Source organism: Nonomuraea sp. NEAU-A123, from assembly GCF_018603905.1.
Lineage (GTDB): Bacteria > Actinomycetota > Actinomycetes > Streptosporangiales > Streptosporangiaceae > Nonomuraea.
This window is the reverse complement of sequence record NZ_JAHFZZ010000011.1, coordinates 1-25786: the sequence shown is the minus strand read 5'-3', so window position 1 is coordinate 25786 and position 25786 is coordinate 1. Positions and strand designations below refer to the sequence as shown.

Below are 25786 nucleotides of genomic sequence, written 5' to 3'. Positions count from 1 at the left end.
TGTGCCGCCTCGTTACCAGCAGGTCAAGGCTGCATTACAGGCTATTTCAGGAATGTTGCGTTCGGTGCGGACGCGATCCCGCCCGGGGCCCGGGTGGGCACGCTGACGAGCATCCCCTCGTATACGCCGTCCCGCGCGCAGTCCTCGGCCAGGTCGCGCAGCCACCACAACTCGCCCAGCGCCATGCCGAAGCTGCCGATCAGCATCTGGTGGATGAAACCGAACGGCGCCGCCCGCGGGCTCGTGTCCGCGGGCCACGCCTCCACCGCGAAGGTGTCGGAGGCCACCGCCGCGCAGTGGGCGTTCCACAGATATCGGCAGACGTCCTCGGAATGGGCCAGCCCGGGAGCGCGCAGGTCGCGTGGCAGCCGCTTGCGCACGTCGTCGGGCTGGTCGGCGTACCAGCCGGTAAAGCCGGTGTGGAGCAGCAGGATGTCGCCCGTCTGGTAGTCGAGGCCGGCGATCTTCCTGGCCGCCTCGAGTTCGCCGGGCCCGAACTCGACCGTCGTTCCCGGATCATAGGGGCGGCCGAGGGCCCGCATCGCCGCGGGCATGTCCAGCAGGACGCCGCGGCCCGTCATGCCGTGCTCGGCCCAGCGCTCGACGGTGTTGCGGCGGCCCGACAGGATGTCGGCCGCGCTCGCCCCGTTGTAGTACACCTCGCGGCTGTAGCCGATGTGCGCCAGCGAATCCCACTGGCTGCCGGCCTGCGGGTACACGTTGTCCCACACGTCGTCGAAGCCGATGCCGCCCGGCTGGGCGATCACGTGGTGGCGCGGGTTGCCCCGGTTGCTGTTGAGCGGCGGGGAGAACATCCCCAGCGGCGCGTCCAGCGGGAAGCCGGCCCCTCTGCGTACCAGTTTCGCGGCGGCGGCCACGCGTTCGGGAGTGAGCAGGTTCACCAGGCCGAGCTGGTCCTGCTCGCCGAACAGGCCCCAGGCGCTGCGCCCGCCGTCCGGCGCCGGCGGCAGGTCATCGTAGTCAGGAAGCTGCATTTCGCCTACCAGGGCAGGTAAAGAGGAGGATCGGGGAAGAACCCGCCGTTCTTCTCCACGGTCGCGGCGACGTACTCCTTCGACTCCGCCAGCCGCTCACGCACCGGCGCCCAGTCGGCGGTCAGCACGCCGGCGCGCTTGCGCACCTGGCCGGCGATGATGACGGTGTCGATGTTGCCGGGGTGCGCCTGGGTGATCACGGTGGCGTACGGGTCGTGCATGGGCGCGGTGTTGACCGCGTCCGCGCGTACCAGGATCAGGTCGGCCTGCTTGCCGGCCCGCAGGCTGCCGATACGGGAGGACTGCCCCAGAGCTTCCGCGCCCCAGAGGGTGGCGGCCTTGAGCATCGTCTCGCACGACGGCGGCACCGACTCCGGCGCTCGTCCCGCGGCCATGCCCTCATCCGCGGCCAGCAGCCGTCCCACCTGCATGGCTGTACGGGCCTGCTGCAGCAGGCTGCCGGAGACGGAGGTGGTGACGTCGCAGCCGAACGTGCAGTGACCGCCGGCCGCCAGCACCCGCTCGGTGGCCGGGCGCCCCATGCCCATGGCCATCTCGGCCTCCGTGCACGTCGCCACGGAGCCGCCCGAGTCGGCCACCATGCGCAGTTGGCCGGCGGTGGCGTAGTTGAGGTGCACCCACACCAGGTCGGGGCCGAGCAGCCCGGCCTCCTCGAACACGGCCAGGTCGTCCACCGGCTCGTGGAACAGGATCGCCAGCCCGTTGGTGGTGCTGCGCAGTCCCAGTCGCCGCGCGCCCGCCAGTTCCGTACGGATGCGGTCGATGCCGACCTCGGGCAGGTCCGACAGCGCGATCCCGAGCGTGACGAGCGCGTCGTCGGAGGCCAGGCGCCCCTCCCGCAGCCTGGTCGCGAGCGCGAGCCGGCCTTCCGCGGTCGCCAGCGACTCGTCCTGACCGGGCACATCGCTGAACCCCAGCGCGAACTGCGTGCGGATCCCGGACTCGGCGCTGCCCTCGATCGCGGCATCGGCGTGGTCCGGCGTGCTGACGGCGTGGCAGAAGTCGAGCACGGTGGTGACGCCGGCGTCGATCGCCTCCAGCATGCCCGCCAGGTTGCCCACCCGGATGTCCTCCGGCCGGTACACCGCCGAGGCCTGGAACCGGATGCTGCGGAAATAGTCCTTCAGCACCGAGTCGCCGGTGAGCCCGCGCAGGCCCGCCTGCCAGACGTGCCGGTGCGTGTCCACGAGCCCGGGCAGCACGATGGTCCCGGTCGCGTCGATCACTTCGGCGTCCGCCGCGAGCCCCGGGCCGATCGCGGCGATCACGTCGTCCTCTATCAGTACGTCGGCCGCGAGCGGCCGTTCGCCCGGCTCCATGGTGAGTACGGTCCCACCCTTGACAAGCACACGATTCATGGCAACCCTCCTAGATACCCGCTGGCCAGCAGGCTAGTCGATGAACATAACCACCCGGATGTTTAGGGTGTTATGTTCTCGCCGGAGCGTACCCTCCGGCCGGTGGATTGACTAGGAATCTGGTAGAATCGTTCGGGTGGTTAACGCTGAATCCCTGACACGCGCGGAGGCGCTGGCCGCGGACATCGAGTCGATGATCCACGATCGCGAGCTCGGCCCCGGCGACCTGATCGGCACGATGGACGAGTTCCGCGACCAGTCGGGTTACGGGCGGGCGACGATCAGCGAAGCCGCGCGCCTGCTCAACGACCGCGGCACCGTCGAGATCCGTCCCGGCCGTGGCGGCGGCCTGTTCGTGGCCCGGCCGAACGTGATCGTGCGCCTACGGCACACCCTGCTGACCGTCCGCAAGATGCCCGCCACCGTGGCCGACGCCATCGCGGTGCGCGAGGCACTGGAGCCGCTGATCGCCGTCGACGCGGCCCAGCACCGTACCAAGCAGGACATCTCCGACCTGCGCAAGCTCATGACGGCCCTCAAGCGCGCCACGACCAGCACCGACCGGTTCATGCGAGCCAACTGGGCGCTGCACGAGCGCATCGCGGAGATCACCCACAACCATCTGGCCAAGGCCGTCTACCTCAGCATGACCCGGTGCATCACCGACCTGTCCGAGCACGCCGACCCCGACGACGACAGCCGCACCGAGGACTACCTGCGTTTCCGGGTGGAGGTGCACGCCGAGCTGGTGGAGGCCATCATCGCGGGCGACGTCGCACGGACCGCCGCGGCCGTCGACCGCCACCACGCCCCCGCACAGATCTGAGGGTCACTGGCCTTTGAGGAGTTGGGTCAGGCGGTCCCAAGCTGGGGATGAGGCTCCGGGCTGGGATTGCGCCGCCAACCGGGCGATGGCCGGGTTGTGGACGGGACGGGTCTCGGACCGGCTGTCGTGATGGGCGAACCAGTTCCGGGTACGGTCCGCGAGGGCGGGGAGGCGGGGATCGCTCGGCGACCACTCGTAGGCGGCGTCATGTTCGAGGTAGAGGACGCGAAACTCCGGATCGGCCATCAGCTCGCGTTTTTCGGCGAGCCACAGGGAGGCGTCCTCGGGTGAAGCTGTCTGCATGAGGATCCAGCCGTCGCGTTCCAGGCACCGCTGGCGCTCGCTGACGCCGAGTTCGCGCAGATCGTCGAGATAGTCGGCGACCTCCGGGGAAACGAAGAGCCGCTCACCGCCGCGCAACTGGGCGAGCTGATCGCGGATCCGCCCCAGTTGCGCCATACGGTCTTGGAGGTTGTGGTCGATCTCGGCGATGGCCGCCGTGAGCGCGTCCGAGTCGGCGTCAAGGAGGTCTTTGATGCGGGCCAGTGGTACGCCCGCATTGGCCAGAGTCCTGATCTTGACGAGGTCGACGGCATCTTTGGCGGTGTAGCGCCGGTAGCCGGACGAGTCGCGGCCGGGCTCGGGGAGCAGACCGCGCTCGTGGTAGTGGCGGATGGCTTTGCTGGTCACTCCGGCGTAGTCCGCGAGCTGGCCAATCGTGAGCATGCTGGACATCCTTCCACTCGGCGTTCAGGTCGTTCGCAACGGTCAGACTCGTCGAGTCAGGCGGCCGCCGCCGTTGCGGAAGCGCGCTTGGCCGTCGCGGACGTCGTGGTAGGAGACGAGCAGCAGTCGCAGGTATCCGTCAAACGTCTCCAGCGGGTATCCGGCGGGCGCGAAAAGGCCGGGCCGGATCGGCACGTAGCGCTGCGGCGGAGCGGAGGTCATACCGCCGGCGAACTCAGTGAAGATCTGCTTTTGCGATTCGTCCGTCGGTTCGTAGGTCATCCGCTCCTCGAGCTGGCCTTCGACGATGCTGACGTCGATGCGGAGCTGGTTGGAGCGGTAGGTGCCGACGTAGGGGGTGAGGTCGACGTCGTGCGCCATTTCGGTGACCAGAGTGGGGATCTGGACGCCGAGATGTTCGCTCAGGAGCCGCTGCAGGATCTGGTCCTGCAGCATGATCGCCCCCGAGGCATTGCCGAAGGCGGTGAAGACCAGGTCGTGTTCGGGAACGACGCACAGGATGGACACGCCGCCGGGCGACGCGCCCGACATGGCCAGGACGGTCGTGTCGCCGAACGGGTACAGCACCCAGCCCATACCCATCGGCGGGACGTTCGGGGTCGCCATGTCGTGCGAGACCTGCCGCATCAACGCGGTGGACTCGGCCGACAGGACGCGCGTACCGGACGGGGACACACCGCCCGCGAGGTGGGTGCGTCCGAAGGCGAGCAGGTCGGCGATGGTGCCGATCGGCGTGCCACCGGCCGGCCCCCAGGTGTCGGGCAGCATGAACATGCCGGTGGGCTTGGCCGCCATGGTCTCGGGGTCCAGGAAGTGGCCGACAGCCGTGCTCCGCAGGATGGCCTGCTCGGCTGAGGTGCTGGAGCCCGCCATGCCGACGGGTGCGTAGATATCGCGCTCGAGCAGGTCGGGGAAGGGCACGCCGGTCACCACTTCCAGCAGGCGGCCTGCGACGATCATGCCGCCGTTGGAGTAGCTGAGCTGCTCGCCCGGTTCGAACAGGGTGCCGCAGTTGCTCGCGAGGCCGTTGACGTAGGCCTTCAGGGCGTCGCGGCCCTTGGCATCGGGGAAGAACAGGTCCGCGTCGATGCCGTTGGTGTGGGAGATCAGGTGCCGGACCAGGATCTTGTCCGCCGCACCCGGCGCGGTCAGGGCGAATTCGGGAAGGTACTTCACCACCGGCGTGTCGAGGTCCAACAGGCCACGGTCGACCTGCCTCAGGACCAGCGTGGTGGTCAGGACCTTGGTGACGGAGCCGAAGAGGAATCCGGTGTCTTCGAGCATCGGTGCGCCGGTGGCGACGTTCGCGGTGCCGTGGGCGACGACGATCTGCTCGCCGGCGTGGTAGACGCCGGCGACGAACCCGGGAACGTGGTTGGACGCGCAGTAGGCGGCGGCCTGCTCGCGGATCTGGGCCTCGACGGTGTGCAGTGCGTTGTTGTTCATGTGAAGCATCGTCGGACCTTGACCTAGGGGCAAGGTCAAGCCCGATGCGCAGCCTTGCGTGAAGTCTCTGGTTAACGCCGCGTTGCAAGATCCGGCATTGCTCCGACCAGGCCGTACTGACAACCATGATCCAGGACAAAACAGGTGAATAACGGGCAGCACCGGACATCCAACGTGACCATCGAGGTCAGGACTGCCGCCAAGGACAGCTCCAAGCGCCTGTGGTCCGATGTCGTGAATGATGTAGCGACGGGCACGGTGGCGCGCCTGCGGATCCCGCCCGGCAAGATCGCCGGCAAGCAGGTGAACTGGCGGGCTCGCGCTACGACGGGCCGTGCCACCGGCGCATGGTCCAAATGGCAGTCCGCCGCCGTCCCCGCGGACGACGTCACGACTGCGGAGACCAGTTCCCACGCCGCAGCGCCCCCTGCCGACGCCTTCACTCTGCTGACCTACTGGGAGAGCACAGACAACAAGCTGATCAACTATCGCCAGGGCTACTGGGACAGAACCAAAGACGAGGGCTTCGGCAACGTCAAGATCAAGCAAAAGCACGACCTGGATGCCCTATCCGCGCACCAGATGACGAAGCACCCGCTTCGAGGTATCGTCCCCGACCCCCTCATCATGACGCGCTATCACTATCTGGCGACGTCCTACCGCCACAAATGCGACGGTTTTCTCTGGTGGAAGGAGTGCTATGTGGCAGAGAGCCGGAACACCCGGACAATCATGGACTTCAATCGCGAGTCGAGCAAATACGAGGGCACCCTTGGGGTTCTCACCGCATACTGTGAGGGCATGACCGTGTGTCCCTCCTGGATGAGAGCCTCTTTCGGGGCGGTTCTCCTGCCGGTCCCCGGCTAGCCGAGGAGTACACATGCGGATCGACGCTCTGAACGAAGATCGGCCCGAGTTGGTCGCAGGTCTCCGTCTGTTGTACAACGTGGCGGCGACGCAGCGGGTTAATGCCGCCGAGGGCCTTACCTTCGCGTCGATCCGACTCAACGGCGACAGAGGCCGCTGCACGGTCATTCCGGCGGGAAACACCGCCCTTGAGTGTCATGTGGATTACTCGATCTCATCGCGGGACGCCTTGCGTGACACGCTCGCCGCGCAAGGCGTCCCGCTCCGCACGGCCGCTGCGGATGACGGTGTGCTCGGCATGCCTAAGGACGACGACTCACCCCTGATCCAACATGCCTGGATCATCAAAATGATCGCCTACGGGGTGGACCCATGGACTGTTTATGGACGTTCCTGGAGCGGGGACCTTCTGGAGATCCGGTTGTCACACGGGTCGACGGAGGCGATTTTCCGGATAGACGGCGTGACGCCTTTGGTCACCGTCGACATCAGCCACGCTGAACCAGCTCGGCGCCTTGGCCTGAACTACACCATCGTGGATCGGATAAGCCGCCTCGTTGGCGAGGAAGGCGAGTACACCATCCAATTGTGACACGCGAATCACTTCAACACCGCCAACTCAAGCCACCTCGCCCTTACCCATTACAAGGCGGAGGTACCAGCTCAGATGGCGTCTGAAGTCCCCAGGCGGGCGCCGTGTTCGACGGCGGCGTTTTGAAGCCGGTGTCCACCCAGCCTTGCCGCCAAATGGGACGCCGACGGCGTCCGCGACGATGTCCGCGGCTACCTGATGGCGCACCTAGGCGAACCCGATGGAGTGCTGGTTGGTGACGACCGGCGCTGGGTGGGCTGGATCTGGCCGATCCCCGGTACTTCGGCTACGTGTGCGACTGCCAGCCACTGCGCGCCAAGTCCGCGGCGGCCGCGGCCTGGGCGTGACCTGCGCGGGCGGCAGGTGCGCGGCGGGAGGGGTCCAGCAGGCCGGTGCCGATCGCCTTTCTGGTGGCCTCCTCCGGTGTGATGATCACCACCTGGGCGGCGCCGAGCCTGGAGCGCTGCTGCTCGACAGTCTCCACCGGGCCGCCGGCGCGCGTCACCGGGGCCAGAGCCACCACATGGCTGCAGCCCTTGGCCAGGTCCAGGTTCAGCGGTGAGCGGATCCCGCCGTCCGTGTAGCGGCGCCCACCGATGGTGATCGGCGGGCGCACGCCGGGGCTGGAGCAACTGGCCGCGACCGCCCTGACCAGGTCGGCTCCCGAGGCGGCGTCGAACACGGCAAACTCGCCGGAAGCGGTGTCCACGGCGGTGATCAGCAGCTCGCGAGCGGGCCACTCCGTCGCCTCCCCGAGCCATCGCGCCACGGTGCGCAGCCGTTCCTCCTCCGATGGGGTCTTGGCATTCAGCGCCGTCCGGCCCATGCGCTCTCGGAACGCCTGCGCGTCCGTACCCGCGCGCATCGACGCCCAGATGAGCTTGAGCAGGGCTTTCGTGGCGCCTGGGGGAGCTGTCTCGCCCGCGATGGGCGCGAGCTGGGCCTCGTAGCGTTGCCGTAAATCGAGCCCGCACGCCAGCTGCGCACCGACGACCGCGCCCGCCGAGGTGCAGATCACCACGTCGGCGGAGGAGAGATCGACGCCGTGCTCGGCCAGGCCGGCCAGCATGCCTAGTTCCCAGGCGATCCCCGTGACACCGCCTCCGCCGAGTACCAATGCCCGCCGCATGCCTCCATTCTTCATGACCACCGCCGTGCCGATCATCTCTGCACGGTTACTCGTACGTGGCTCCACAGTTGAGCCCGTACGCCGACATCAGGCGATGACCGGGCTGCGACGCTCGATGAGTACGACGTCGCGCCAGAGGCCGTGATGGCGGCCGACTCGCTCCCGGGTGCCGATCACCCGGAACCCGGCCTGAGCGTGCAAGGCGAGACTGGCGGTGTTCTGCGGGAAGATCCCGGATTGGATCGTCCAGATGCCGGCAGCTTCGGTGGAGGCGATCAGGGCGGCCAGCAAGATGGAGCCGACGCCGTGACGGCGAGCGCCGGGATGGACATAGACCGAGTGCTCCACCACCCCGGCGTAGACACACCGGTCGGAGACCGCGGTGGCCGCCACCCAGCCGAGCACCTGGCCGGTGTCGTCCAGGGCGACGTGCCGGTGCGTGGGCAGCTTGGCCGTGTCGAAGTGCGACCAGGTGGGGGCGGTGGTCTCGAAGGTCGCCTGTCCCTCGTCGATGCCGAGCTGGTAGATGGCCAGCACCTGGGCGGCATGCTCGGGTGTCATTGCGGCGACCTTCACGGTCGTGCTGTTCATCCCCGTTCCCCGGGCAGGAGGTCGTCGATCAGCACGCGGACGCGGGCCTCGATCTGATCGCGAATGGGGCGCACTGCGTCGACACCCCGGTCTGCGGGGTCGTCGAGCTGCCAGTCCTCGTAGCGCTTGCCGGGGAAGATCGGGCAGGTATCACCGCAGCCCATGGTGATGACCACGTCGCTGGCTTGAACGGCGTCGCCGGTGAGCACCTTGGGGATTTCGGCGGAGATGTCGATGCCGGCCTCGGCCATCGCCTCCACTACGGCAGGGTTCACTTGGTCGGCGGGCGCCGATCCGGCCGAGCGGACCAGGACGCGATCGCCTGCCAGGTGGGTGAGGAAGGCGGCGGCCATCTGGGAGCGGTCGGCGTTGTGCACGCAGACGAACAACACCTGCGGCTTGTCGGGCTGGTCGGACACTGTGGCCAGCGCCCGGCGCGCCAGGCTCACCCGGGCCGGGCTCACCGGGCGTCCGCGGTGAGCGTCTCGGGGAGGGCGAGCACGCCTGTCAGGCGCTTGAGCGTGGCCGGGATGATCCAGTAGTAGACCCAGGTGCCGCGTCGCTGGCTGTCGATCAGGCCAGCCTCGCGCAGCACTTTGAGATGATGCGAGATGGTCGGCGCGGTCACCGCGAACGCGCCGGTCAGCTCGCAGACGCACACGCCCTCGCCGGCCTCGCGGCCGCCTTCGTGCGCGCCGATCAGCGACAGCAGCCGCAACCGGATCGGATCGCCCAGGGCCTTGAACACCCGCGCCAGCTCGGCCGCTTCGTCCTGGCCGATCGGCTCGGCGACCAGCGGCGCGCAGCACCCGGAGGCGAGCACCGGCAACTCCTGCTTCGACATATCTCTAATTTGACAGAATCCTAAGCAAGAGCGCAAACTCGGAGCTGTTTAGACATTCATCGAAACAACGATCGGAGATCGTCATGTCCCGTGTCCAGCTCGCCCTCCGCGTCGCCGACCTGGAAGGCTCGATCACCTTTTACTCCAAGCTGTTCGGCGCCGAACCGGCCAAGCGCCGCCCCGGCTATGCCAACTTCGCCATTGCCGAGCCCCCGCTCAAGCTGGTGCTCATCGAGGGCGAGCAGGGCCAGGACACCCGCATGGATCACCTGGGCGTCGAGGTCGAGGACACCGCGCAGGTCGACGCCGCGACTCAGCGGCTCAAGGACGCCGGGCTGGCCACGTTCACCGAGAACGACACCTCCTGCTGCTATGCCCTGCAGGACAAGGTCTGGGTCCATGGCCCTGGCAACGAGCCCTGGGAGGTCTATGTGGTCAAGGCCGACGCCGACACGCTCGGCAAGTCGGCCACCGCCCAGGACGCGACGGCCCACGATGGGGCAACCGCGCCGTGCGTGTGCGGTCAGGCCACGGAGCAGCCTGGCGGGCAGGACGTCCCCGCCGCCGGGGCGAGGGCCGGCTGCTGCTGACCGGCGTGCGGCCCCGCCGCATTTCGCGGCGGGGCCGGCACGCCGGGCGGTCAAGCCAGTGCGAGTTCTACCTCGGCGATCTTGTCTTGGGCGCGGGCACGCAGATCCGGGGTGGGATGGCCGCGCCGCCCGGTGTCGATCAGCTCGGCCACCTCCTCCAAGGTGAAGCCGAGCCGCTGGGCGGCTTTGATCACCGTGAGCAGGGTGACGGTCTCCGGCGGGTAGGCGCGATGCCCGCCGGGGCTGCGTCGCGGTTCGGCGATCAGCCCGCGCCGCTCGTAGTAGCGCAGCGTCTGCGGGTTGACCCCGGCCCGATCGGCCACCTGCCCGCTGCGCAGGAACGGCCCTCCGATGTGGTCCACCGCTGGTCAGCGCGGCCTGTTCACGCCGACGCCGCGCTGGCGCGGGCCTGCAGCGCGTCCAGCACCGCGACCTGCTCCGGCGGCACCGCCGCCTCCAGCGTCATGCCGCCGTCGGCGATGGTCAGGGTGAAGGTGAAGAACGAGCAGCAGCCGTTCTCCCGCGCGCTGAGCTCGGCGGCCCGCGTCGCGTGCTCCGGGCGGCCATCCCGGCGTTGGCTGATCTCGCCCGGTGTCGTGTCAGCAGCCGCGTCAGGACGGCAACGGCCCGGTATCAGAGCGATCGGCGATCGTAAATGCCATGAACGGTTCAGCGATTGCGGCTGAATTTCACATTTGAAGGAGTACACCACTATGTCCATCACCCTTACCGACCAGGACAAGCTCACCCTGCGTACCGCCGCGTGGGGCGCAGTCTCACTGATGTCCGCCGCTGGTGCCGCCGGCTCGGCCCACAAGGTCGCCACCCACGGCTCCATCGCCCTGACCTCCGCGACCGGCCTGGTCGGGCACGTGCTCACCAAGGCGCCCAAGGGCGTGAAGTACGGCAAATCCGTAGCCGAACTCGCCGACCAGGTACTGCCCGCCCTGACCGCGGCCATCAGCCTGCTCAAGCAGCAGGACCCGGCCGAGGCCGACAACTTCCGCAGCACCGTCATCGTCGCCATCGAAGCCGCCGCTCACACCAGCCAGGGCCGGCCCAGCCCCACCCTGGCCGACATGGCCCGCAAGATCACCGAGGCCCTCGACGCCGCTTGACGGACGTCGACCCGCGCAGCCACAGCTCATCACGGGGTCCTCTCCGGACCCCGTGACCATGAATTTCACATGTGAAGGAGTACACCACCATGTCCATCACCCTTACCGGCCAGGACGAGCTGGACCGCCCGGAGCTGCAGAAGGCCATCCAGGAGATCGTCGATTCCGGTTTCACCGGGGTGTCGCTGCGCGTACACGATGAGCGGGGCGAGTGGGTCGGCAGCGCCGGGGCGGCCGAGCTGGGCGAGACCGCCAAGCCGCCGACGAACGGGCACGTCCGGATCGGCAGCAACACCAAGACCTTCACCGCGACCGTGGTGCTGCAACTGGTGGCCGAGGGCAAGATCGGGCTGGACACTCCGGCGGATGACTACCTGCCCGAGTTCGGGCTGGACCGGCGGATCACGGTGCGGATGCTGCTGCAGCACACCAGCGGGGTGTTCAACTTCACCGGCGATTACTACCCCGAGTTCGTGCCGGGGATCGTCTGGTCGGGCCAGGAGTGGGTCGACAACCGGTTCAAGACCTACCGGCCGGAGGAGCTGGTGGAGCTGGCGTTGTCCAAGCCGGCGCGGTTCGAGCCGGGGACGGCCTGGAGCTACTCCAACACCAACTACGTGCTGGCCAGGCTGCTGATCGAGAAGGTCACCGGCCGCTCGCTCGCCGAGGAGATGCGGCGGCTGATCCTGGAGCCGCTCGGGCTGTCGGACACCATAGTGCCCGACACCTCGCCGGAGATCCCCGAGCCGTACGCCCACGCCTACTACCGCTACGAGGACGCCGGGCAGCAGAAGACGGTCGACGTCACCCGCCAGAACCCCTCCTGGATCTCCACCGGCGGCGACATGATCTCGACCACCCAGGACCTCCACACGTTCATCTCCGCGCTGGTGGGCGGCAAGCTCCTGCCGGCCCCGCTGCTGGCCGAGATGTGCACCCCGCACCCGACGGGCATCCCGAACATGGACTACGGCCTGGGAGTGTTCGTGGTGAACACGGACGGCGGCACCGTCATCTCCCACAACGGCGGCATCGCGGGCCACGGGGCGCTGATGTACAGCACGCCCGACGGCAGTAAGACCCTGACCGCCGCGGTGAACTATGTGGACGACGTCGCGATGTCCCTGGCAGGGGCGTTCCAGAAGGCGACGCAGAGGCTCGTCAAGGAGGTGTTCGGCGGCGGGCAGGCCGGGTCGGCTCAGTAGACAAGGCTGACCCGAACGCCTTGACTGCTTAGATCTACAGGTCGGGACGGGTGTGGATCGTCGCCCACACCTTGTGGCCCACCTCCTCGTCACCTTCGCACCCGACCTCGTCGGCGAGCGCGGCGACGAGAGCCAGCCCTCGGCCACACTCCGCATCGGTCCGGAAGTCCGCACCGAAGCGGGGGCGACCGCCCCAGCCGCAGTCATAGACCGCGACAGTGGTCGTGGCGGTCGTGCGGGTGATCTCGACGATGAAGGTCCCGTCGGAGCGGCCGCTGCTGGTGTGCCGCAGGGCGTTCGCGGCCAACTCGGCGACGATCTGCTCCGCGTCGTCCTGGCAAGGGGCATCAGCCAGGAGATAGCGGGTGAAGTGGCGAGCGTGCGGGATCCGGTCGGGGGTGCCGGGGAAGGTACGCCGCCAGATAAGGCCGCCGGGGTGCAGGTCGATCATGGCGTCGATGTGTTCACGCAGGACCGGACGGGATGGCCCGGCGCTCGGGTCCTGCTCACGTTGCCGGGGAATGAGCAGGTGAGCAGGTACGTCCACCGTTTCGGTGATGGGCACTGGGATCCTCCGTGGACACGTGAAGTGTTCGGCTCGTCATCCATACGGTGCCCCGTCGGGCGTGCCGCGTGGATCCCCATCACGTCTTCATTGATTACCCACGCGACAGTTACGCTGACCTGCGCGAGTCTGTCGGCGTCGAGGATCGGTGCTCCGATGCGGTCTTGATTGATCTCTCACGCACGACACAAGGAAGCTGGCGACCTGGCGACCACATGGCGCCAGAAAAGAGCTTGCCCCCGTCGCATGCAGAGCAGTGGCGAGATCCCGGGGCTTACAGGGGTACCGTAGCTCACTCTCCGACTGGTTGTCCGAGCTTGAGGTCGTCATCCCACTGCGGCCTCGATCGACCCTTCCATCCTCTCGCACGGAATGTGATCGTCGCTTTACAATAAGTACGCGATTCCAGGCCAGAGGAGGCGCGGATGTCCGGCGATGGCTACCGGGTGCTGCTACAGGCTCGTTCTTGGAGTCAGCACCTCAGGAAGAAGAGCTTCACGTGGGATCAGATCGCCGACGTGCTCGCGCTCACCCACCAGGTGAGCCCACTGCGGCTCTATCGGCTGGCACACGGCCGCACCGCGGCCGACGTGGTGGCCATGGTCAACGACGCCGACCCGGCGGGCACGGCGGCACTGCGCGAGTCGCGGCTGTACGACTTCGAGTCCTGGCCGGAGGCGGGGCGTCGGCCGCCCGTCCGTCTGCTCACTGTGCTGGCCAAGATCTACCAAACCGCCGCGCGCAACCTGGCGCGAGCGGAGGACCTGGTGGCGTACGGGGCTGCTGATCGTGAGCTGATCGATGGTGCTGATTTCCGCGACCTGGACGCCAATCGGGCCTCTGGAGCGCGTGTCACCATGGAGGTGAACGCGGCAGCCCGACCCGCTGACACGTTGCTCTTGGACGCCTCAGCGTGCGTGCAGTTGCTGCGTGCCACCGGCGTCGAGGAGACCGATGTGAAGCGACGGGAACTGCTCTTCGAACTGGCTCTGGTGCTCGGCGGCAGTCGGGCGCTTGACCTGCTGAGAGTCCTCACCTCGGAAGAGGAGGAGCGCTTGGCAGGGGTACTGCGTAGCACTGGGCGGGTGGACGAGGCCACGGTACGCACGTTCGAGAAGCTGACTCTGCACGTGCGACGGGCGGACGACGTGTCCGGGCCCGCGACGCTGCTGCCGGTGGTCAATGGGCAGCGGGCAGCGGTCGGAAGGCTCCTTGCCCGCGAGTCGATGCCGCCGAGCCTGCGCGATCGGCTCCTCGATACGTATGCGCAGTTGTCGCAACTGGCCGGCTATCTCGCCTACGACCTGCGTGATTACGCAGCGGCCGAGCAACTGTTGCATGACGGGCTACGAGCGGCACTCGACCACGGCGATCCGACGTTGGTCGGCTACGTGCACTACTGGCTAGGCAGGATGGCCGCCGACCAGGACCGGACGGCCGCGGTCTTCGACCATGCCTTCGCCGTTCAGAGCTGGGCCGCCCGATCTCCGAGCAAGCTGCTGGCGCCACTACACGAATCGCTGTTCTCACTCGCCCACGCCGCCGAGGGTGACGCTGCGGCGAGCGCCCGCGCGCATGAGAGCGCGCTCGCGTCGGCAGGAGCGTCGAAGGACAATGAACCGGCGTTCCTGTACTGGATCACGCCGGCGGTGGTGGAATCCAGGAGGACCGCTTTGCTGGTCCGGCTGAATCGACCCGGAGACGTCATTAGGGCGGCCGAGCAATATCTGGCTGGGCATGGGGCGGGGTTCAAGAAGGGGCGGGGGTTGGTGCTTGCCCGGTATGCCAGAGGCTTGACGCAGGCCAGGGAGATTCCCGAGGCGGCGGCCAAACTGACAGAGGCCGCCGTCATCACCAGGCAGCACAGCTCGGCTCGGCTCACCGACGAGATCGCCCAAGCGCGAGCCCGGCTGGAGCCCTGGGTGAACACCGCTTACGTTCGTCGGCTGGACGAGACCCTGCGATCGTGCGGGCTCACTTCGGCTTGTCCAGCAGGAGGGGCTTGAGCTGGCGGAAGAATTCGGTCGCGTCCGCCAGAGAATCCCGACCCGGTGCATGCTCAATGATGTTGACAGTGAGAAGGCGCTTGTAGTCGGGCGTCCATCCGTATACGAAGGCGATGGTTTTGTCTTTGGCGTTCTTCCGTCGCGCTGCGAAGCCCAGCCCTAATTCGTCGAGAAGGTCCTTCCCATGGGTGGACAGCTTGGTGTTCTCCAGGTCTTCCGCATCGTTTGGGGACGGGTCGAAGACTTCGATCATGAGTCCCAAGCTGCTATCAGACCCCCCTTTCTCGCGCACCGAGCATGACGCAAATTTCCGACCCATGTCCATCTTGGTGCCATAGGCCCTGTAGTCGTTGAGACCGGTCGCGATCTTGATAGCGTTCGCCGAGATCAGGTCGCATTCTCGTGGGGTGGCGGTCACGTTACCCAACGGCCGGGTGTCGGGCGGCGGATCGGGTGGAGACGAGCATGCCGCCAGGACGAGAACCACGAGGATGAGGACCACTGACGGTTGGATTCTCATGAGCCATGGCCGGAGTAGTAATTCCCGACATCGTTGAAACCGTCCTCGATGGCGTCACCCGGTCGGCCGAGGACACGGCCAGTGTCGCTCAGTTTCAGCCAATTCTTGTAGTCATCGAGTTGGTCGGCATCCATCTCCGCGCGTGGCAGGATTTTCCCGTTGTCCATAAAGTGGCCGTCCGCACCTGGAGAGTAGTCCTTGTGATGGTATGGGTGCGTGCTGGCAGGCACGGATCCGTCCCCGAACAGGCCGTGGCGCATCATGGTGGCCGCCGCGAGATCTGTGAACATATCCTTGGCCACTTCCAACGCGGTGTCCGCGCCTTCGCGAGCCTGGTCTTCATGGTTGGACTTGATCTTTCCGAAAATCGTCTCTTTAGCTTTGTCGACCATGAGTCCGATGAGCTTCCCCTGCGGTCCTGGAGCCAGTCCGACGACTTTCTCGGCCACCTCCTTGAAAGTGGCAAGGCGTGCATCATCGGCCTTCGCCGCTTCGATGGAGGAGATGTTGGCGGCATCGGTGATCACAAAGGTGGTCCTGCTGAGGCTTCCCGCTGCCCAGGCGAATGCGGCGCCACCGCTACGGCTCATGCGCTCTTCGAGTATGTCCTGTCGCTTGGCGTCCACTTGCTGCCGTGTGGCATCCGGGTGAGCCTTCCGCCATTCCGCGAAGTCGGCCCGGACCTCTGCCGCGATCTTGTCGGCCAGTTCGTCCAGCATCGTGGCGGCATACAACCCGTGCGCGGTCGCTACGGTCTTGAAGGCGTCCTCGTCTGCGAACGCCCACGTCATAGCTTTCTTGGTGTCTGCCGCGTTGAACTTGGCGCCAAAGGGTTCCACACCTTTCAGGTTCTTGTCGGCGTCCATGTCCGTCTCCACGCCTGGCATCTTCGTGCTGAAGGACTGCAAGTCACGGTGCACGTTCTCGGTGTACTGGGCGAAGACCGAGCCGAGATTGGCGCGCGTATGGGGAAGGTTGGCCTGAACCTTGGCATCGCTCCAGAAACGGACCGCCCATGAGGCGATCAGTGCGGACTTGTAACCGCGTGAGTTGCCCGGCGGCAAATCGTGGTCGCGGAACTCCGTGCTGGCCACTTCGATGGCCCAGCCGAGATCCGCGTCGGCATCGCCATCCCAGGGGTGCTGCCGCATCAGGTAAGCCAGGGGCTTGCGCTGCGGGTCAGTGAAGAAATCCTGGGCGACGGCGGGATGGTGAGCCAGCGCGACCAGCGCCGTACCCAAGGGGCTGAGGTCGCCCGGTGAGATGTCCTTGGCACCGGGCTTCGTCCAAGGATCTCGCTGGCGGGCCGGGTCAAGGGGATGGGCCACGTCTTTGTCGTAGAGCTTCCGGACCAGTGTGAGCAGGAACGTGTGGTCGAACTCGCCGTCCTGGAGCAGCTTTTTCACCGCGAACGCGTTCTGCGGGTCCTCGATGTGGTCGACCAGTTGGTCGGCGTAGTCGTCGGCCAGTTTCAGCCGGCCCACTCCGCGCGAGGCCGTGCCCAGAATCGTGCTGAGCATGGTGACGAGCCGTTCCTGTGTCGCGACGTCGTGTTGGAGCGGGCGTTCCGACTGCGGGAGATCGGACCCGTACGCCCTGGAGATCAGGGCTTTGAGCTCACGCGGCGATATTTCCTTGGCGAACGCCACGGCGAAGAACGGATCGTTCTTGTGCCGCTCGATTTCGGCCACCGTTTTGGCGTCGAGTGAATGGCTCTCGATCTGATCCCGTAGCTTTGTGGCCAGGGTCTTGGCGGATGCCGTGCCCTCGGCGGGAGACTTCGACAGCCAGTTGGATTCGTTGGCCCAGAGAATGCCGCCCTTGCCGGATTTGCGGTCCGGTTCGGCGAGGATCAGGTCGAGGCGGCCCTGGAGTGCGGGAATCTGGTCGCTCATCTGGCGGCCGATGGCAGGGAGCGGGGTCGGGCCCCACAGTTGGATGTTCAGGGAGGTCAGGGCTCGTTCCACCTCGAGGCCGACGTCCGGAATCGTAGTGCTGACCCGCTTCATGCCGTTGATCAGCTGTGTCATCAGCGTGGGGTTGATGCCGACCTGCGGACTCATCGGGTGGACGCCCCCGGATCGGACGGCTGGAGGGAGTCCAGCAGCGATAACGCCCGGGCGAACAGGTCCTTGAAGCCCTTGTCCCACGCGCGTAGATCGGCGGCGAGCCTGTCCCCCGCCGAGCCTTTGAGCGCGCCGTCATCGACCAGGCGGGCAAGCGCGATCACGTCATTCGCATGCTGATCGCGTAGCTGTTCGATCTGACGCCTGGCGGCGTCGATCTGTGCCTGCGTCGCCATCATGACCTGATCTCGCCCGATCTCGTGGAGGCGGGGTCGAAGGAATGGTAACCACGGAGAAGCAGACATAAAAGCGAAATGCGGCAATTCAGCGAAATGGCTATGTATAGGCCGGTGAATCCGGGTGAATGGCCTTAGAGCCAGTCGCGGCGCTTGAAGACCGTGTAGAGGACCAGGCAGACCACGCCCATCAGCAGCATCGCGAACGGGTAGCCGAGCACCCAGTGCGTCTCGGGCATGAAGTCGAAGTTCATCCCATAGATGGTGCCGACCAGCGTCGGGGCGAACAGGATGGCCGCCCAGGCGGAGATCTTCTTGACCTCCTCGCCCTGCTGGATGCTGGCCTGGGTCATCCTGGCGATCTCCTCGTTCTGCGCCTGGGTCACCAGCGTCGAGTTGACCAGCAGGATGTCCTGGAGCATCTGCCGGAAGGAGGCCACCCGCTCCATGACCGTGATGGCGTGGTCGGCCACGTCACGCAGGTAGCTCTGCAACTCGTCGTTGACGCCGTACTTGGCCGCCCCGGCGATGAACCCGTCGATCATCCGCACCAACGGCGTGGTGGCCCGCTGGAACTCGATGACCTCGCCCGACAGCTCATAGACGCGCCGCGAGACGGACGGGTCGCCGCCGAACACCTGGGCCTCGATCTCCTCGATGTCCTTCTGCAGCCCGGCGACCACCGGGGCGTAGCCGTCGACCACGGCGTCGAGGATGGCGTACAGCACCGCCTGCGGCCCCTGACGGAGCAGGTCGGGGTCCGACTCCATACGCTTGCGTACGGCCTGCAGGTCGGGCGCCTCCGCATGCCGTACGGTGATCACGAAGTTGGACCCGACGAAGACGTGCAGCTCGCCGAACGCGACCTCCTCGACGTCGTCGAGGTAGCGGGCGGCGCGCAGTACGACGAACAGCATGTCGCCGTAGCGGTCGGCCTTGGGGCGCTGGGAGCCGACGATGGCGTCCTCGATGGCCAGCGGGTGCAGCTGGAACTCCTCGGCGAGCTTGGCCAGCTCCCAGTCCTTCGGCCGGTAGAGGCCGATCCAGGCGAGGCTGTCGGGCAGCTCCTTGAGGCGTTCGAAGGCGTCGGCCAGCGAGCTGGGGTCGTCGACCCGCTTGCCGTCCTGGTAGATGGCGTTGTCGATGACGGTCGGCTGGTAGGGCGCCTGTTCACCGGCGCGCGGGTCCATCGAGTACTCGGGCGCCGCCTCGCGGGCAGCGCCACCGTTACCTCGTCCGAACCCCTTCAGCCGTGCCATGTGCGCCCCTTACTGAAAATCTGCCGCCAGCTCGTCGAGTGCCCGCGTCGCCCGGTCTCGGATGGACTTGCGCCACATCGGCGTCCAGCCGAACAGCAGCCCATACGGCCTGCCCAGCGCCATCCGCGACCAACGCTTGAAGTCGAAGTCGTCGTGATGCCTGACGATCACGCCGTCCTCGAACCTGAACAGCGCGTCGCTCTCGTTGACCACCTCGCGGCCCGTGCCGGAGAAGGTGTAGCGGGAGGACCAGTGCGCCGTGCCGGTGAAGTCGTCGGCCGTCACGCCGCTGAACTCCGACTTCAGGCCGTCGCGCACACCCAGTTGCAACCGCCACATCGCCATCACCCTGCGCCGGCCCTCCACCTCCTGGAAGACGGGGTCACCGAAGCTCACCTCGGGGTGATAGCACCTCTCCATTGCCGCGTAGTCAGCGCGGCCGAGTGCCTCGTAGAAAGCGCGGATCAGCGCCACGTGCTGGTCGTTCACCCTGCCTATCAGACCATGTTTATCCCGTTATGCCAGCATACGGCCCTCAACCAGTCTTCTCCCAGGTCGAGCCGGTGAAGAGCACGCAGCTGGTGTGCGTACGAATATGGAATTGTCGGGAAATCGGTGCCAAGCACCACCTTCCCCGCGAGACCAAGATCAAGCAGCGCGGGCCGCAATCTGTCCGGAAAAGGCATCCTGACCTGGGTAAAGTCGGTGAAGGCCATGGTCGTGTCGAGCGCCACCCGCTCGTAGCGGGCGGCCAGCTCGAAGAACGGGTCGTACTCGGGCATCCCCAGGTGCGCGATCACCACCCGCAGCCGGGGATGCCGGCGCAGCACCGCGCCGATCGGCTCAGCGCCCAGGAAGCCGCTGCCGACCGGCACCGAGCTGGCGTGCACGATCACCGGCACGCCCGCCTCGGCGAGCAGGCCCCAGATCTCATCCAGTTCGGGCGCCCTCGGGTCGAACCCGCCCACCTGGAGGTGCACCTTGAAGATCCGCGCGCCGCGCTCCAGCGCCCGCCGGACGTAGCCGGTCGCGCCCGGCTCCGGGTAGAAGGTCGCGGACGGCAGGCAGTCCGGGGTACGACGGGCGAAGTCGAGGGTCCAGTCATTGAGATCGGCGGCCATGTCCGGCTTGTGGGCATAGGCGAGGGCGGGAAAGGCCCGCACGCCCAGCTCGCGCAGCCGGGCGACCCGCTCCTCCACCGGCCACAGGTACTGGATCTTCCAGCCGTTCCCCATGAGGGGCCCGCCGTGGGTGAAGTGGTGCCAGACCCGGCGTTCCATGCGCTCAGGCAGGAAGTGCACATGCAAGTCGATCAGCCCGGGCAATCCCAGCTCTCGCCACCATTCCGGCACTTCGGCATCAGAATCTTGTTCTGTGAGCACGAGCGTGACTTTACCTGGATAGGGTCATACCTCGATGGACAAGCTCTGGGCTCACCTGATCGAGGTTCAGCCTGCCCCCGACCCTTGGGTCGTGGTGGTCTCGGCACTCGTCGCGCTCGCGATCGTCAGCTTCGGCATGTCCTGGCAACTGTCCAGGGGCCTGATCACGATCGCCCACGAAGGCGGCCACGCGCTGATGGCGCTGGTCACCCGGCGCAAGCTCGAAGGCATCCGGCTGCATTCGGATACCTCCGGCGTGACGCTGACCAGGGGCCGGCCCAACGGCCCCGGCATGGTGCTGACCGCGCTCGCGGGCTATCTGGCGCCGTCGATACTCGGGCTGGCCGCCGCGTGGCTGACCGAGCAGGGGCGCATCACGTTGCTGATGTGGACCGTGCTGCTGTTCCTGGTCTGCATGCTGCTGCTGATCCGCAACCTGTACGGCGCGCTGATCCTGCTGGCGACGGGCGGTGCGGTGTTCGCCCTGTCGATGTACGCCCCGGACAACGTGCAGCAGGTCGTGGCCCTGGTGGCGGTCTGGTTCCTGCTGTTCGGCGGGGTGCGGCCGATCATCGAGTTACAGCGCAAGCGGCGCAGGCGGCAGGCGCGTGACTCCGACGCCGACCAGCTCGCCAGGCTGACCATCCTGCCCGGCGGCTTCTACGTGTTCTTCTTCCTGCTCGTGGCGGGCGCCTCGGTGGTGGGCGGCGCCTATCTCATGAACCCGCTCTAGCGACAGTCCCTCCAGGTCCGGCAAATCACATTAAACTCGCCCGTGACAGGGGGGAGTACTGTGCTGCCAGTCGAGGACGCGCCCGGCTACCGGGTACTCGATCAGGCCGGCCAGGGCGGTTTCGCCATCGTCTACCGCGCCTACCAGGAGCGCCTCGACCGGATCGTGGCGCTGAAAGTCCTGTCCGTGGACCGGGTCGACCAGCGGACCATGCGCCGGTTCCAGCGCGAACTCCAGCTCACCGGCCGGCTCACCGGCCATCCGAACGTCGTGACCGTCTTCGACACCGGCGTGACGCGCTCCGGCAAGCCGTACATCGCCATGGACTTCTTCGAGAACGGCTCGCTGCGCGACAAGGTCCGCAACGAGGGCCCGCTGCGGGTGCCCGACGTGCTGCGCGCGGGCGTGAAGCTGGCCGGGGCGCTGGCCGCCGTACACGAGGCGGGGGTCCTGCACGGCGACATCAAACCGCAGAACATCCTCATCTCCCGGTACGGCGAGCCGGCCGTGGCCGACTTCGGCGTGGCCAGGGTCGTCGACTCGTCGGAGATCTCGGCCACGGCGCAGGCGTTCACGCCGTTGCACGCGGCGCCGGAGGTGCTGACCGGGCAGCCGCACTCCGCCTCGACCGACATCTACTCGCTCGGCTCGACGCTCTATCACTTGCTCGCCGGGCAGCCCGCCTTCCACAGCCCGTCGGACCCGTCGATCGCGCCGCTGATGTACCGGGTGCTGAGCGCGGAGCCGCCGCCGATCAACCGGGCCGACGTGCCGCGTGTGGTGTTCGAGACGGTGCTGCGGGCGATGGCGAAGCAGCCTGACGTGCGGTACGGGTCGGCGCGGGAGTTCGCGCAACGGCTGCGGGAGGTGCAGGCGGAGCTGGGACTGTCGGTGACGGACCTGGTCGGGCAGGATCCGGGTCCCGGGCCCGCCACGTCGCCGGCGCCCCGGCGACCGGACCCCGGCGAGTCTCCTGCGGCCGGTCCCTCGACGGGTGCGCACCTGGCCGGGCCGCCCGTGACTGGGCCGCCCGTGACTGGGCCGCCCGTGACTGGGGCGCCCGTGACGGGGGCGTACGCGCCTGGGGCGCCCGTGACTGGGGCGTACGACGCGCCTGGCCCGGTGGCCGCGCCGGGGGGCGGGCCGCAGGCGGCCGGATACAACCCGTTCGAGCCACAGCCGTCGGGTCCTCAAGCGTCGGGTCCGCAACAGGCGGGGCCTCAGCAGTCCGGATACAGCCCCTTCGAGCCGCGACCGTCCGGCGCGCAGCAGCCGGGGTACAGCCCTTTCGAGCCGCCGCCATCTGGTGCGCAGCAGTCCGGTTACCACCCCGCTGGGCTCCAGCCGTCGGGGCCGCAGTTCGGCGGGCCTCAATCGACCGGTTCCCAGCCGTTAGGGCCGCAGTTCGGCGGGCCTCAGCCGACTGGCTCGCAGCTCAGCATGGACGGGTCGGCCGCTCCCGCCACGGTCCCGCCCCCGCATCCAGCGCAGACCGGTTCCTCGTTCGGAGCCGCACACCCGTCGCAACCGGGCTATCCGCCCAGCGGTGCCTATCCCCCATCGGGCGGCCTCCCCCATCCCCCGCAAAGCCATCCCGAGCAGGGTTATCCCACCCAGAACCAGCTTGCGCAGGGCTATCCCACCCAGCATGGTCTCCTTGCGGGTGGTCTCCCAGCGGGCAATCCCTCGCGGGGCGGCCCGACTGCGGGCGGACCGACTGCGGGCGGTCCGGCGCACGCGTCGGCCGGACTCCCGCCGAGGCGTAGAGGAACCCGAGTGGCGGCGATCGGCGCCGCCGTCACGATCGTGGCGCTCGCAGGCGCCGGGTTCGCCGTCTACCTGTCGCGACAGAACGCCGCCCTCGTGGCCGACCCACAGACGTCCCGGCTCCCGTCGACCGCCCCCAAGTCGTCCGAGAACAAGGGCACCATCGACAAGGACGCTCTGGCCGCGCTGGCCCCGCGCAAGGTACAGGTGGTGGCCGACCGGAGCACGTTCGTGGAGCTGCGGTGGACACTGCCCAAGGAGTCCGCCCGCTACCCGGTCGTGGTCCAGCACTCCCCGGCCAAGCAGGGCGAGCAGGCGATCACCGCCCTCCAGCCCAGCACCACCTCAGCTCGCGTGCCGGGCCTGGACCCGGACACCGGCTACTGCTTCCTGGTGGGCGTCCCACTGCAGATCTCGAAGACCAGCAAGGTCGCCTGGTCCAAGCCGATCTGCATCAGAGGCGCGGTCGCCAAGAACGGCTAGATCGGGTGACGATCCACGCGCAGCACCGTCGATCTCCGGGTCGGACAGAGCGTCGATCTGGGCTTCGGCGATCGAGCTGCCCATCCTGATGCCGTACACCTAAAGCTGGACTCCCCGCCGAGCAAGGACCTCGGCCAGCGACGCGCCTGCCGAACGCTGACCGGAGCGGATCTGCTCAGCTTCGGCGTGCATGCGCTGCCAGTCCTCGGGGTCACCGGCCGCCCGGACGGCGATATGCCACCACCCGGTGAGAAAGTCATCCAGTGCGGCCAAGTCCACCACGTCCGCGTGACTGATCGCCGTGAGTTCAGCATCGAACGCGGCCACGTTAGCGGCCGGCAGCGACGCCCGCTGACCAACGACTCCGGCGTTCGGCCGACCACCGTGCATGCCGACACGCAAGGCCAGTCGTTCCCGGTCTTCGCGCCGCCGACCGTGTTCGGGCCTGATGCCACGCATCCGCGACTTCAAAGGCCTGATCTTCTTCCGGGCCGACTCCCACGTGGTCTACCCGCGTACTGCGGTCGCCATGTAGGCCGTTGTGCTGAGGGGAAGCCGCAGCACGAAGCAAGCGCCACCGGTTGCGGACTCTCTGGCGTGGAGGGTGCCCATGTGTGCCTGGGCGATTTCGCGGGCGATCGCCAGACCGAGGCCGGTGCCTTTGTGGTCGAGGCGGCGTGCGGCGCCCAGGCGGGTGAAGCGTTGGAAGATCCGTTCCCGATCGGACTCCGCGATTCCGTCTCCGTCGTCGGTTACCGTCATCTCGGCGCTGTCGCCCATGCGGCTCACCCGGACCTCGACCATTCGCTGGGCGTGTCGTTGGGCGTTGTCGAGCAGGTTGGTGAGCAGCCGGGCAATCCGGATCGGGACTGCCCGGACAGTCACGCCCCGTTGGAGCCAGAGCCGGACCGCGAGGCGATCGACCCGGCGGGAAATCTCGTCCCGGACCAGTTCTGCGAGGTCGACCTGCTGCGGCTCCACGGCCGGACCCGCCTCTATTTCGCCGAGGACTCGCAGGTCGGTGAGGACCGCATCCAACCGGTCGACGCCTCTCAGCGCCTTGGCGAGCAGGTCGTGGAGATCGGTCTGGTCGGGATACAGGCGGGCCGCCTCTAGCTCCGCGCGCAATCCCGCGACGGCCGTGCGCATCTCGTGCGAGGCGTCGGAGGCGAACTGCCGGTTCTTCTGAACCTCCTGCTCCAGCTCTCTCCGCATGTCGGGGACGATCGGGATCGTCGCCGCGGCTCGGCCCTCACAGAGCGGGTGTGGTTCCTCGCAGGAGTACCGGGCTTTCAGAGGCGTCATCGTGGACGATCCTTTCTCGATCAGATTCGGGGCTGCCTTTCCCCGGAAGACGTACAGGTCGGGTTATGTCCAGGCGCGAGTCGCGGCGGGTGATGGGAAAATCGAGGTGGGACATGTCGCTCTCGTTTCTCTTCGGCGCTCGGAAATGCGGCAAAGGTCAGGGCGCGCACAGGGTGTCCTCTGTGGCCTTGGCCGTTCGTCCTCGGTCGTCAGGAATGAGGATGAGGCGGATCGGGTCGCCGATCTTGTGCTCCAGCCGGTGGATCGCCTCGGCGGCGTCGGCGAGTGGGATGTGGTCGGTGCATGGTGATCTCACTTTCTTGGCAGGGTTGGGCGGTTGGTGTCGTGCGCCCGAGACCGTTCGACCTGGCTCGGGCCGCGGTGATGCCCCTGCTTGCGCTCCCACTTGCCCACAAGGTTCTGGGCGATCTCCAGCATCTGCCCGAAGTAGCTCTTCATGGCCCGCTGGCTGAAGGCCGGCATGAGGATCCGGTGCGCCATGCCCCAGGCCTCCTCATCGTCATAGGCGGTGAACAGGCCCGCGCCGGCGTAGTCCCGGACATGGCTCAGCGGCGGGAGGATCGGCTTGCCGAAACGGGTCTCGTCGCAGACCTCCGTCACCAGGTCGGGGTCGTAGACGAGGACGTTCTCCTGGCCGGCGATGTCCAGGCTGAAGATGCCCTCGGGGAACTGCTCGGCCGGCTCGCCGAAGTACGCGACCGGGTTGATGCCGGGAATCTGGGGTGTGTGGCCGAGGATCGGGATCCCGCGCGGGGACCGAATGGGACGAAGGCCGGTGACGGACTGCGTGGTGGTCATGAAATTCTCCGAATCTGACGATTTCGTCATTTATGGACAGTACCGTCAGTCGTGTAATGACTCGCCAAAGCAATAGTGATGATTCCGTCACTCTTGACGGAATCCACTACAGTGGAGGGCGCACCACAGCCCACAGGAGAGGGACAGATGACCGACGCCGCACCGAGCCGCCTGGACCGGCGCAAGGCACGCACCCGCGCCGCGCTCATCCACGCGGCCCAGACCTTCATCGCCGACGGCAACACCAACATGGCGATCCTGGACCTCACCCAGGCCGCCGACGTCGGCATGGGCTCGTTCTACAACCACTTCTCCA

The 25786-nt window shown here is 67.4% G+C and carries 30 protein-coding genes; 9 read left to right on the top strand and 21 right to left on the bottom strand.

Features of this window, described 5'->3' with window-relative positions:
* Positions 1 to 41: 41 nt before the first annotated feature.
* Together KLK06_RS31920 and KLK06_RS31915 are read right to left on the bottom strand one after the other, a co-directional pair.
* Complete coding sequence (locus KLK06_RS31920) at positions 42 to 995, bottom strand: cyclase family protein (protein ID WP_214639389.1); 954 nt, start codon at positions 993 to 995, stop codon at positions 42 to 44.
* A gap of 5 nt (positions 996 to 1000) precedes the next feature.
* Positions 1001 to 2374, bottom strand: a complete 1374-nt coding sequence (locus tag KLK06_RS31915) for an amidohydrolase family protein (protein WP_214639388.1) — start codon at positions 2372 to 2374, stop codon at positions 1001 to 1003.
* Between the two features lie 136 nt (positions 2375 to 2510).
* Between KLK06_RS31915 and KLK06_RS31910 the strand changes: the two genes are divergently transcribed.
* A complete protein-coding gene (locus KLK06_RS31910) occupies positions 2511 to 3200 on the top strand; it encodes an FCD domain-containing protein (protein ID WP_308168537.1) in 690 nt (229 codons plus the stop codon).
* Between the two features lie 3 nt (positions 3201 to 3203).
* Here the strand turns inward: KLK06_RS31910 and KLK06_RS31905 are convergent, their stop codons facing one another.
* Both KLK06_RS31905 and KLK06_RS31900 read right to left on the bottom strand, forming a co-directional pair.
* Positions 3204 to 3926: a MerR family transcriptional regulator gene (locus KLK06_RS31905; RefSeq protein ID WP_214639387.1), complete on the bottom strand. Its 723-nt coding sequence runs from the start codon at positions 3924 to 3926 to the stop codon at positions 3204 to 3206.
* 42 nt (positions 3927 to 3968) lie between these two features.
* The gene (locus KLK06_RS31900; RefSeq protein WP_214639386.1) at positions 3969 to 5393 is read right to left on the bottom strand and encodes a serine hydrolase; all 1425 of its coding nucleotides are present in this window, start codon (positions 5391 to 5393) and stop codon (positions 3969 to 3971) included.
* 174 nt (positions 5394 to 5567) lie between these two features.
* Here KLK06_RS31900 and KLK06_RS31895 point away from each other — a divergent pair, with 174 nt between their 5' ends.
* Both KLK06_RS31895 and KLK06_RS31890 read left to right on the top strand, forming a co-directional pair.
* Positions 5568 to 6260, top strand: coding sequence for a hypothetical protein (locus tag KLK06_RS31895; RefSeq protein WP_214639385.1), 693 nt, complete (start codon positions 5568 to 5570; stop codon positions 6258 to 6260).
* Positions 6261 to 6273: 13 nt separating this feature from the next.
* A complete protein-coding gene (locus KLK06_RS31890; RefSeq protein WP_214639384.1) occupies positions 6274 to 6852 on the top strand; it encodes a hypothetical protein in 579 nt (192 codons plus the stop codon).
* A gap of 286 nt (positions 6853 to 7138) precedes the next feature.
* On the opposite strand, the gene KLK06_RS31885 is transcribed toward KLK06_RS31890, so the two are convergent.
* The 4 genes from KLK06_RS31885 to KLK06_RS31870 all read right to left on the bottom strand — a co-directional run bounded on the left by KLK06_RS31885 (position 7139) and on the right by KLK06_RS31870 (position 9416).
* A complete protein-coding gene (locus tag KLK06_RS31885; protein ID WP_214639383.1) occupies positions 7139 to 7981 on the bottom strand; it encodes a patatin-like phospholipase family protein in 843 nt (280 codons plus the stop codon).
* 87 nt (positions 7982 to 8068) lie between these two features.
* A complete protein-coding gene (locus KLK06_RS31880) occupies positions 8069 to 8572 on the bottom strand; it encodes a GNAT family N-acetyltransferase (protein ID WP_250906345.1) in 504 nt (167 codons plus the stop codon).
* Entirely contained in the window at positions 8569 to 8925 is a 357-nt protein-coding gene (locus KLK06_RS31875) for an arsenate reductase ArsC (RefSeq protein WP_250906362.1), read from the bottom strand. The genes KLK06_RS31880 and KLK06_RS31875 overlap by 4 nt, the downstream gene beginning before the upstream one ends.
* Before the next feature lie 107 nt (positions 8926 to 9032).
* On the bottom strand, positions 9033 to 9416 hold the full coding sequence (locus KLK06_RS31870) for a helix-turn-helix transcriptional regulator (protein ID WP_214639382.1): 384 nt from the start codon (positions 9414 to 9416) through the stop codon (positions 9033 to 9035).
* Between the two features lie 83 nt (positions 9417 to 9499).
* On the opposite strand from KLK06_RS31870, the gene KLK06_RS31865 reads away from it, so the two are divergent.
* Positions 9500 to 10006, top strand: a complete 507-nt coding sequence (locus tag KLK06_RS31865; RefSeq protein WP_214639381.1) for an ArsI/CadI family heavy metal resistance metalloenzyme — start codon at positions 9500 to 9502, stop codon at positions 10004 to 10006.
* Between the two features lie 50 nt (positions 10007 to 10056).
* Here KLK06_RS31865 and KLK06_RS31860 read toward each other — a convergent pair whose 3' ends face one another.
* On the bottom strand, positions 10057 to 10368 hold the full coding sequence (locus tag KLK06_RS31860) for a MerR family transcriptional regulator (protein ID WP_308168536.1): 312 nt from the start codon (positions 10366 to 10368) through the stop codon (positions 10057 to 10059).
* 20 nt (positions 10369 to 10388) lie between these two features.
* Positions 10389 to 10727, bottom strand: a complete 339-nt coding sequence (locus tag KLK06_RS31855; protein ID WP_214639380.1) for a hypothetical protein — start codon at positions 10725 to 10727, stop codon at positions 10389 to 10391.
* Here KLK06_RS31855 and KLK06_RS31850 point away from each other — a divergent pair.
* The gene (locus KLK06_RS31850; RefSeq protein ID WP_214639379.1) at positions 10720 to 11124 is read left to right on the top strand and encodes a hypothetical protein; all 405 of its coding nucleotides are present in this window, start codon (positions 10720 to 10722) and stop codon (positions 11122 to 11124) included. The genes KLK06_RS31855 and KLK06_RS31850 overlap by 8 nt on opposite strands.
* An 89-nt stretch (positions 11125 to 11213) precedes the next feature.
* Positions 11214 to 12329, top strand: a complete 1116-nt coding sequence (locus KLK06_RS31845) for a serine hydrolase (RefSeq protein WP_214639378.1) — start codon at positions 11214 to 11216, stop codon at positions 12327 to 12329.
* A gap of 34 nt (positions 12330 to 12363) precedes the next feature.
* Here the strand turns inward: KLK06_RS31845 and KLK06_RS31840 are convergent, their stop codons facing one another.
* Entirely contained in the window at positions 12364 to 12894 is a 531-nt protein-coding gene (locus KLK06_RS31840; protein ID WP_214639377.1) for an ATP-binding protein, read from the bottom strand.
* Between the two features lie 425 nt (positions 12895 to 13319).
* On the opposite strand from KLK06_RS31840, the gene KLK06_RS31835 reads away from it, so the two are divergent.
* Positions 13320 to 14900: a hypothetical protein gene (locus tag KLK06_RS31835; RefSeq protein ID WP_214639376.1), complete on the top strand. Its 1581-nt coding sequence runs from the start codon at positions 13320 to 13322 to the stop codon at positions 14898 to 14900.
* Here the strand turns inward: KLK06_RS31835 and KLK06_RS31830 are convergent.
* The 6 genes from KLK06_RS31830 to KLK06_RS31805 form a co-directional block, all read right to left on the bottom strand.
* Positions 14869 to 15402, bottom strand: a complete 534-nt coding sequence (locus KLK06_RS31830; RefSeq protein WP_214639375.1) for a hypothetical protein — start codon at positions 15400 to 15402, stop codon at positions 14869 to 14871. The genes KLK06_RS31835 and KLK06_RS31830 overlap by 32 nt on opposite strands.
* A gap of 14 nt (positions 15403 to 15416) precedes the next feature.
* Complete coding sequence (locus tag KLK06_RS31825) at positions 15417 to 17483, bottom strand: hypothetical protein (protein ID WP_214639374.1); 2067 nt, start codon at positions 17481 to 17483, stop codon at positions 15417 to 15419.
* A complete protein-coding gene (locus KLK06_RS31820; protein WP_214639373.1) occupies positions 17480 to 17725 on the bottom strand; it encodes a hypothetical protein in 246 nt (81 codons plus the stop codon). The genes KLK06_RS31825 and KLK06_RS31820 overlap by 4 nt, the downstream gene beginning before the upstream one ends.
* Before the next feature lie 131 nt (positions 17726 to 17856).
* A complete protein-coding gene (gene corA / locus KLK06_RS31815; RefSeq protein WP_214639372.1) occupies positions 17857 to 18981 on the bottom strand; it encodes a magnesium/cobalt transporter CorA in 1125 nt (374 codons plus the stop codon).
* A gap of 9 nt (positions 18982 to 18990) precedes the next feature.
* Positions 18991 to 19470 carry a nuclear transport factor 2 family protein gene (locus tag KLK06_RS31810; RefSeq protein ID WP_308168535.1) on the bottom strand — a complete coding sequence of 160 codons (480 nt, stop codon included), beginning with the start codon at positions 19468 to 19470 and terminating at the stop codon, positions 18991 to 18993.
* Positions 19471 to 19478: 8 nt separating this feature from the next.
* The gene (locus tag KLK06_RS31805; protein ID WP_308168534.1) at positions 19479 to 20363 is read right to left on the bottom strand and encodes an amidohydrolase family protein; all 885 of its coding nucleotides are present in this window, start codon (positions 20361 to 20363) and stop codon (positions 19479 to 19481) included.
* A gap of 34 nt (positions 20364 to 20397) precedes the next feature.
* On the opposite strand from KLK06_RS31805, the gene KLK06_RS31800 reads away from it, so the two are divergent.
* Both KLK06_RS31800 and KLK06_RS31795 read left to right on the top strand, forming a co-directional pair.
* Positions 20398 to 21096 carry a M50 family metallopeptidase gene (locus tag KLK06_RS31800; RefSeq protein WP_214639371.1) on the top strand — a complete coding sequence of 233 codons (699 nt, stop codon included), beginning with the start codon at positions 20398 to 20400 and terminating at the stop codon, positions 21094 to 21096.
* Between the two features lie 60 nt (positions 21097 to 21156).
* Entirely contained in the window at positions 21157 to 23346 is a 2190-nt protein-coding gene (locus KLK06_RS31795) for a protein kinase (RefSeq protein WP_214639370.1), read from the top strand.
* 99 nt (positions 23347 to 23445) lie between these two features.
* On the opposite strand, the gene KLK06_RS31790 is transcribed toward KLK06_RS31795, so the two are convergent.
* The 4 genes from KLK06_RS31790 to KLK06_RS31775 all read right to left on the bottom strand — a co-directional run bounded on the left by KLK06_RS31790 (position 23446) and on the right by KLK06_RS31775 (position 25470).
* Entirely contained in the window at positions 23446 to 23805 is a 360-nt protein-coding gene (locus KLK06_RS31790; protein ID WP_214639369.1) for a DUF6247 family protein, read from the bottom strand.
* A gap of 48 nt (positions 23806 to 23853) precedes the next feature.
* On the bottom strand, positions 23854 to 24651 hold the full coding sequence (locus tag KLK06_RS31785) for a sensor histidine kinase KdpD (RefSeq protein ID WP_214639368.1): 798 nt from the start codon (positions 24649 to 24651) through the stop codon (positions 23854 to 23856).
* Positions 24652 to 24808: 157 nt separating this feature from the next.
* Positions 24809 to 24967: a hypothetical protein gene (locus KLK06_RS31780; RefSeq protein ID WP_214639367.1), complete on the bottom strand. Its 159-nt coding sequence runs from the start codon at positions 24965 to 24967 to the stop codon at positions 24809 to 24811.
* Positions 24964 to 25470, bottom strand: a complete 507-nt coding sequence (locus KLK06_RS31775; RefSeq protein WP_214639366.1) for a cytochrome P450 — start codon at positions 25468 to 25470, stop codon at positions 24964 to 24966. The genes KLK06_RS31780 and KLK06_RS31775 overlap by 4 nt, the downstream gene beginning before the upstream one ends.
* Between the last annotated feature and the right edge of the window lie 316 nt (positions 25471 to 25786).

Coding starts and splice junctions, on each gene's coding strand:
- KLK06_RS31775 (WP_214639366.1), bottom strand. CDS start 25,470: ATGACCACCACGCAGTCCGTCACCGGCCTTCGTCCCATTCGGTCCCCG.
- KLK06_RS31875 (WP_250906362.1), bottom strand. CDS start 8,925: ATGGCCGCCGCCTTCCTCACCCACCTGGCAGGCGATCGCGTCCTGGTC.
- KLK06_RS31890 (WP_214639384.1), top strand. CDS start 6,274: ATGCGGATCGACGCTCTGAACGAAGATCGGCCCGAGTTGGTCGCAGGT.
- KLK06_RS31915 (WP_214639388.1), bottom strand. CDS start 2,374: ATGAATCGTGTGCTTGTCAAGGGTGGGACCGTACTCACCATGGAGCCG.
- KLK06_RS31800 (WP_214639371.1), top strand. CDS start 20,398: ATGGACAAGCTCTGGGCTCACCTGATCGAGGTTCAGCCTGCCCCCGAC.
- corA (WP_214639372.1), bottom strand. CDS start 18,981: ATGGCACGGCTGAAGGGGTTCGGACGAGGTAACGGTGGCGCTGCCCGC.
- KLK06_RS31835 (WP_214639376.1), top strand. CDS start 13,320: ATGTCCGGCGATGGCTACCGGGTGCTGCTACAGGCTCGTTCTTGGAGT.
- KLK06_RS31885 (WP_214639383.1), bottom strand. CDS start 7,981: ATGCGGCGGGCATTGGTACTCGGCGGAGGCGGTGTCACGGGGATCGCC.
- KLK06_RS31870 (WP_214639382.1), bottom strand. CDS start 9,416: ATGTCGAAGCAGGAGTTGCCGGTGCTCGCCTCCGGGTGCTGCGCGCCG.
- KLK06_RS31850 (WP_214639379.1), top strand. CDS start 10,720: ATGTCCATCACCCTTACCGACCAGGACAAGCTCACCCTGCGTACCGCC.
- KLK06_RS31865 (WP_214639381.1), top strand. CDS start 9,500: ATGTCCCGTGTCCAGCTCGCCCTCCGCGTCGCCGACCTGGAAGGCTCG.
- KLK06_RS31880 (WP_250906345.1), bottom strand. CDS start 8,572: ATGAACAGCACGACCGTGAAGGTCGCCGCAATGACACCCGAGCATGCC.
- KLK06_RS31905 (WP_214639387.1), bottom strand. CDS start 3,926: ATGCTCACGATTGGCCAGCTCGCGGACTACGCCGGAGTGACCAGCAAA.
- KLK06_RS31785 (WP_214639368.1), bottom strand. CDS start 24,651: ATGACGCCTCTGAAAGCCCGGTACTCCTGCGAGGAACCACACCCGCTC.
- KLK06_RS31790 (WP_214639369.1), bottom strand. CDS start 23,805: ATGCGTGGCATCAGGCCCGAACACGGTCGGCGGCGCGAAGACCGGGAA.
- KLK06_RS31900 (WP_214639386.1), bottom strand. CDS start 5,393: ATGAACAACAACGCACTGCACACCGTCGAGGCCCAGATCCGCGAGCAG.
- KLK06_RS31825 (WP_214639374.1), bottom strand. CDS start 17,483: ATGAGTCCGCAGGTCGGCATCAACCCCACGCTGATGACACAGCTGATC.
- KLK06_RS31855 (WP_214639380.1), bottom strand. CDS start 10,727: ATGGACATAGTGGTGTACTCCTTCAAATGTGAAATTCAGCCGCAATCG.
- KLK06_RS31845 (WP_214639378.1), top strand. CDS start 11,214: ATGTCCATCACCCTTACCGGCCAGGACGAGCTGGACCGCCCGGAGCTG.
- KLK06_RS31920 (WP_214639389.1), bottom strand. CDS start 995: ATGCAGCTTCCTGACTACGATGACCTGCCGCCGGCGCCGGACGGCGGG.
- KLK06_RS31820 (WP_214639373.1), bottom strand. CDS start 17,725: ATGATGGCGACGCAGGCACAGATCGACGCCGCCAGGCGTCAGATCGAA.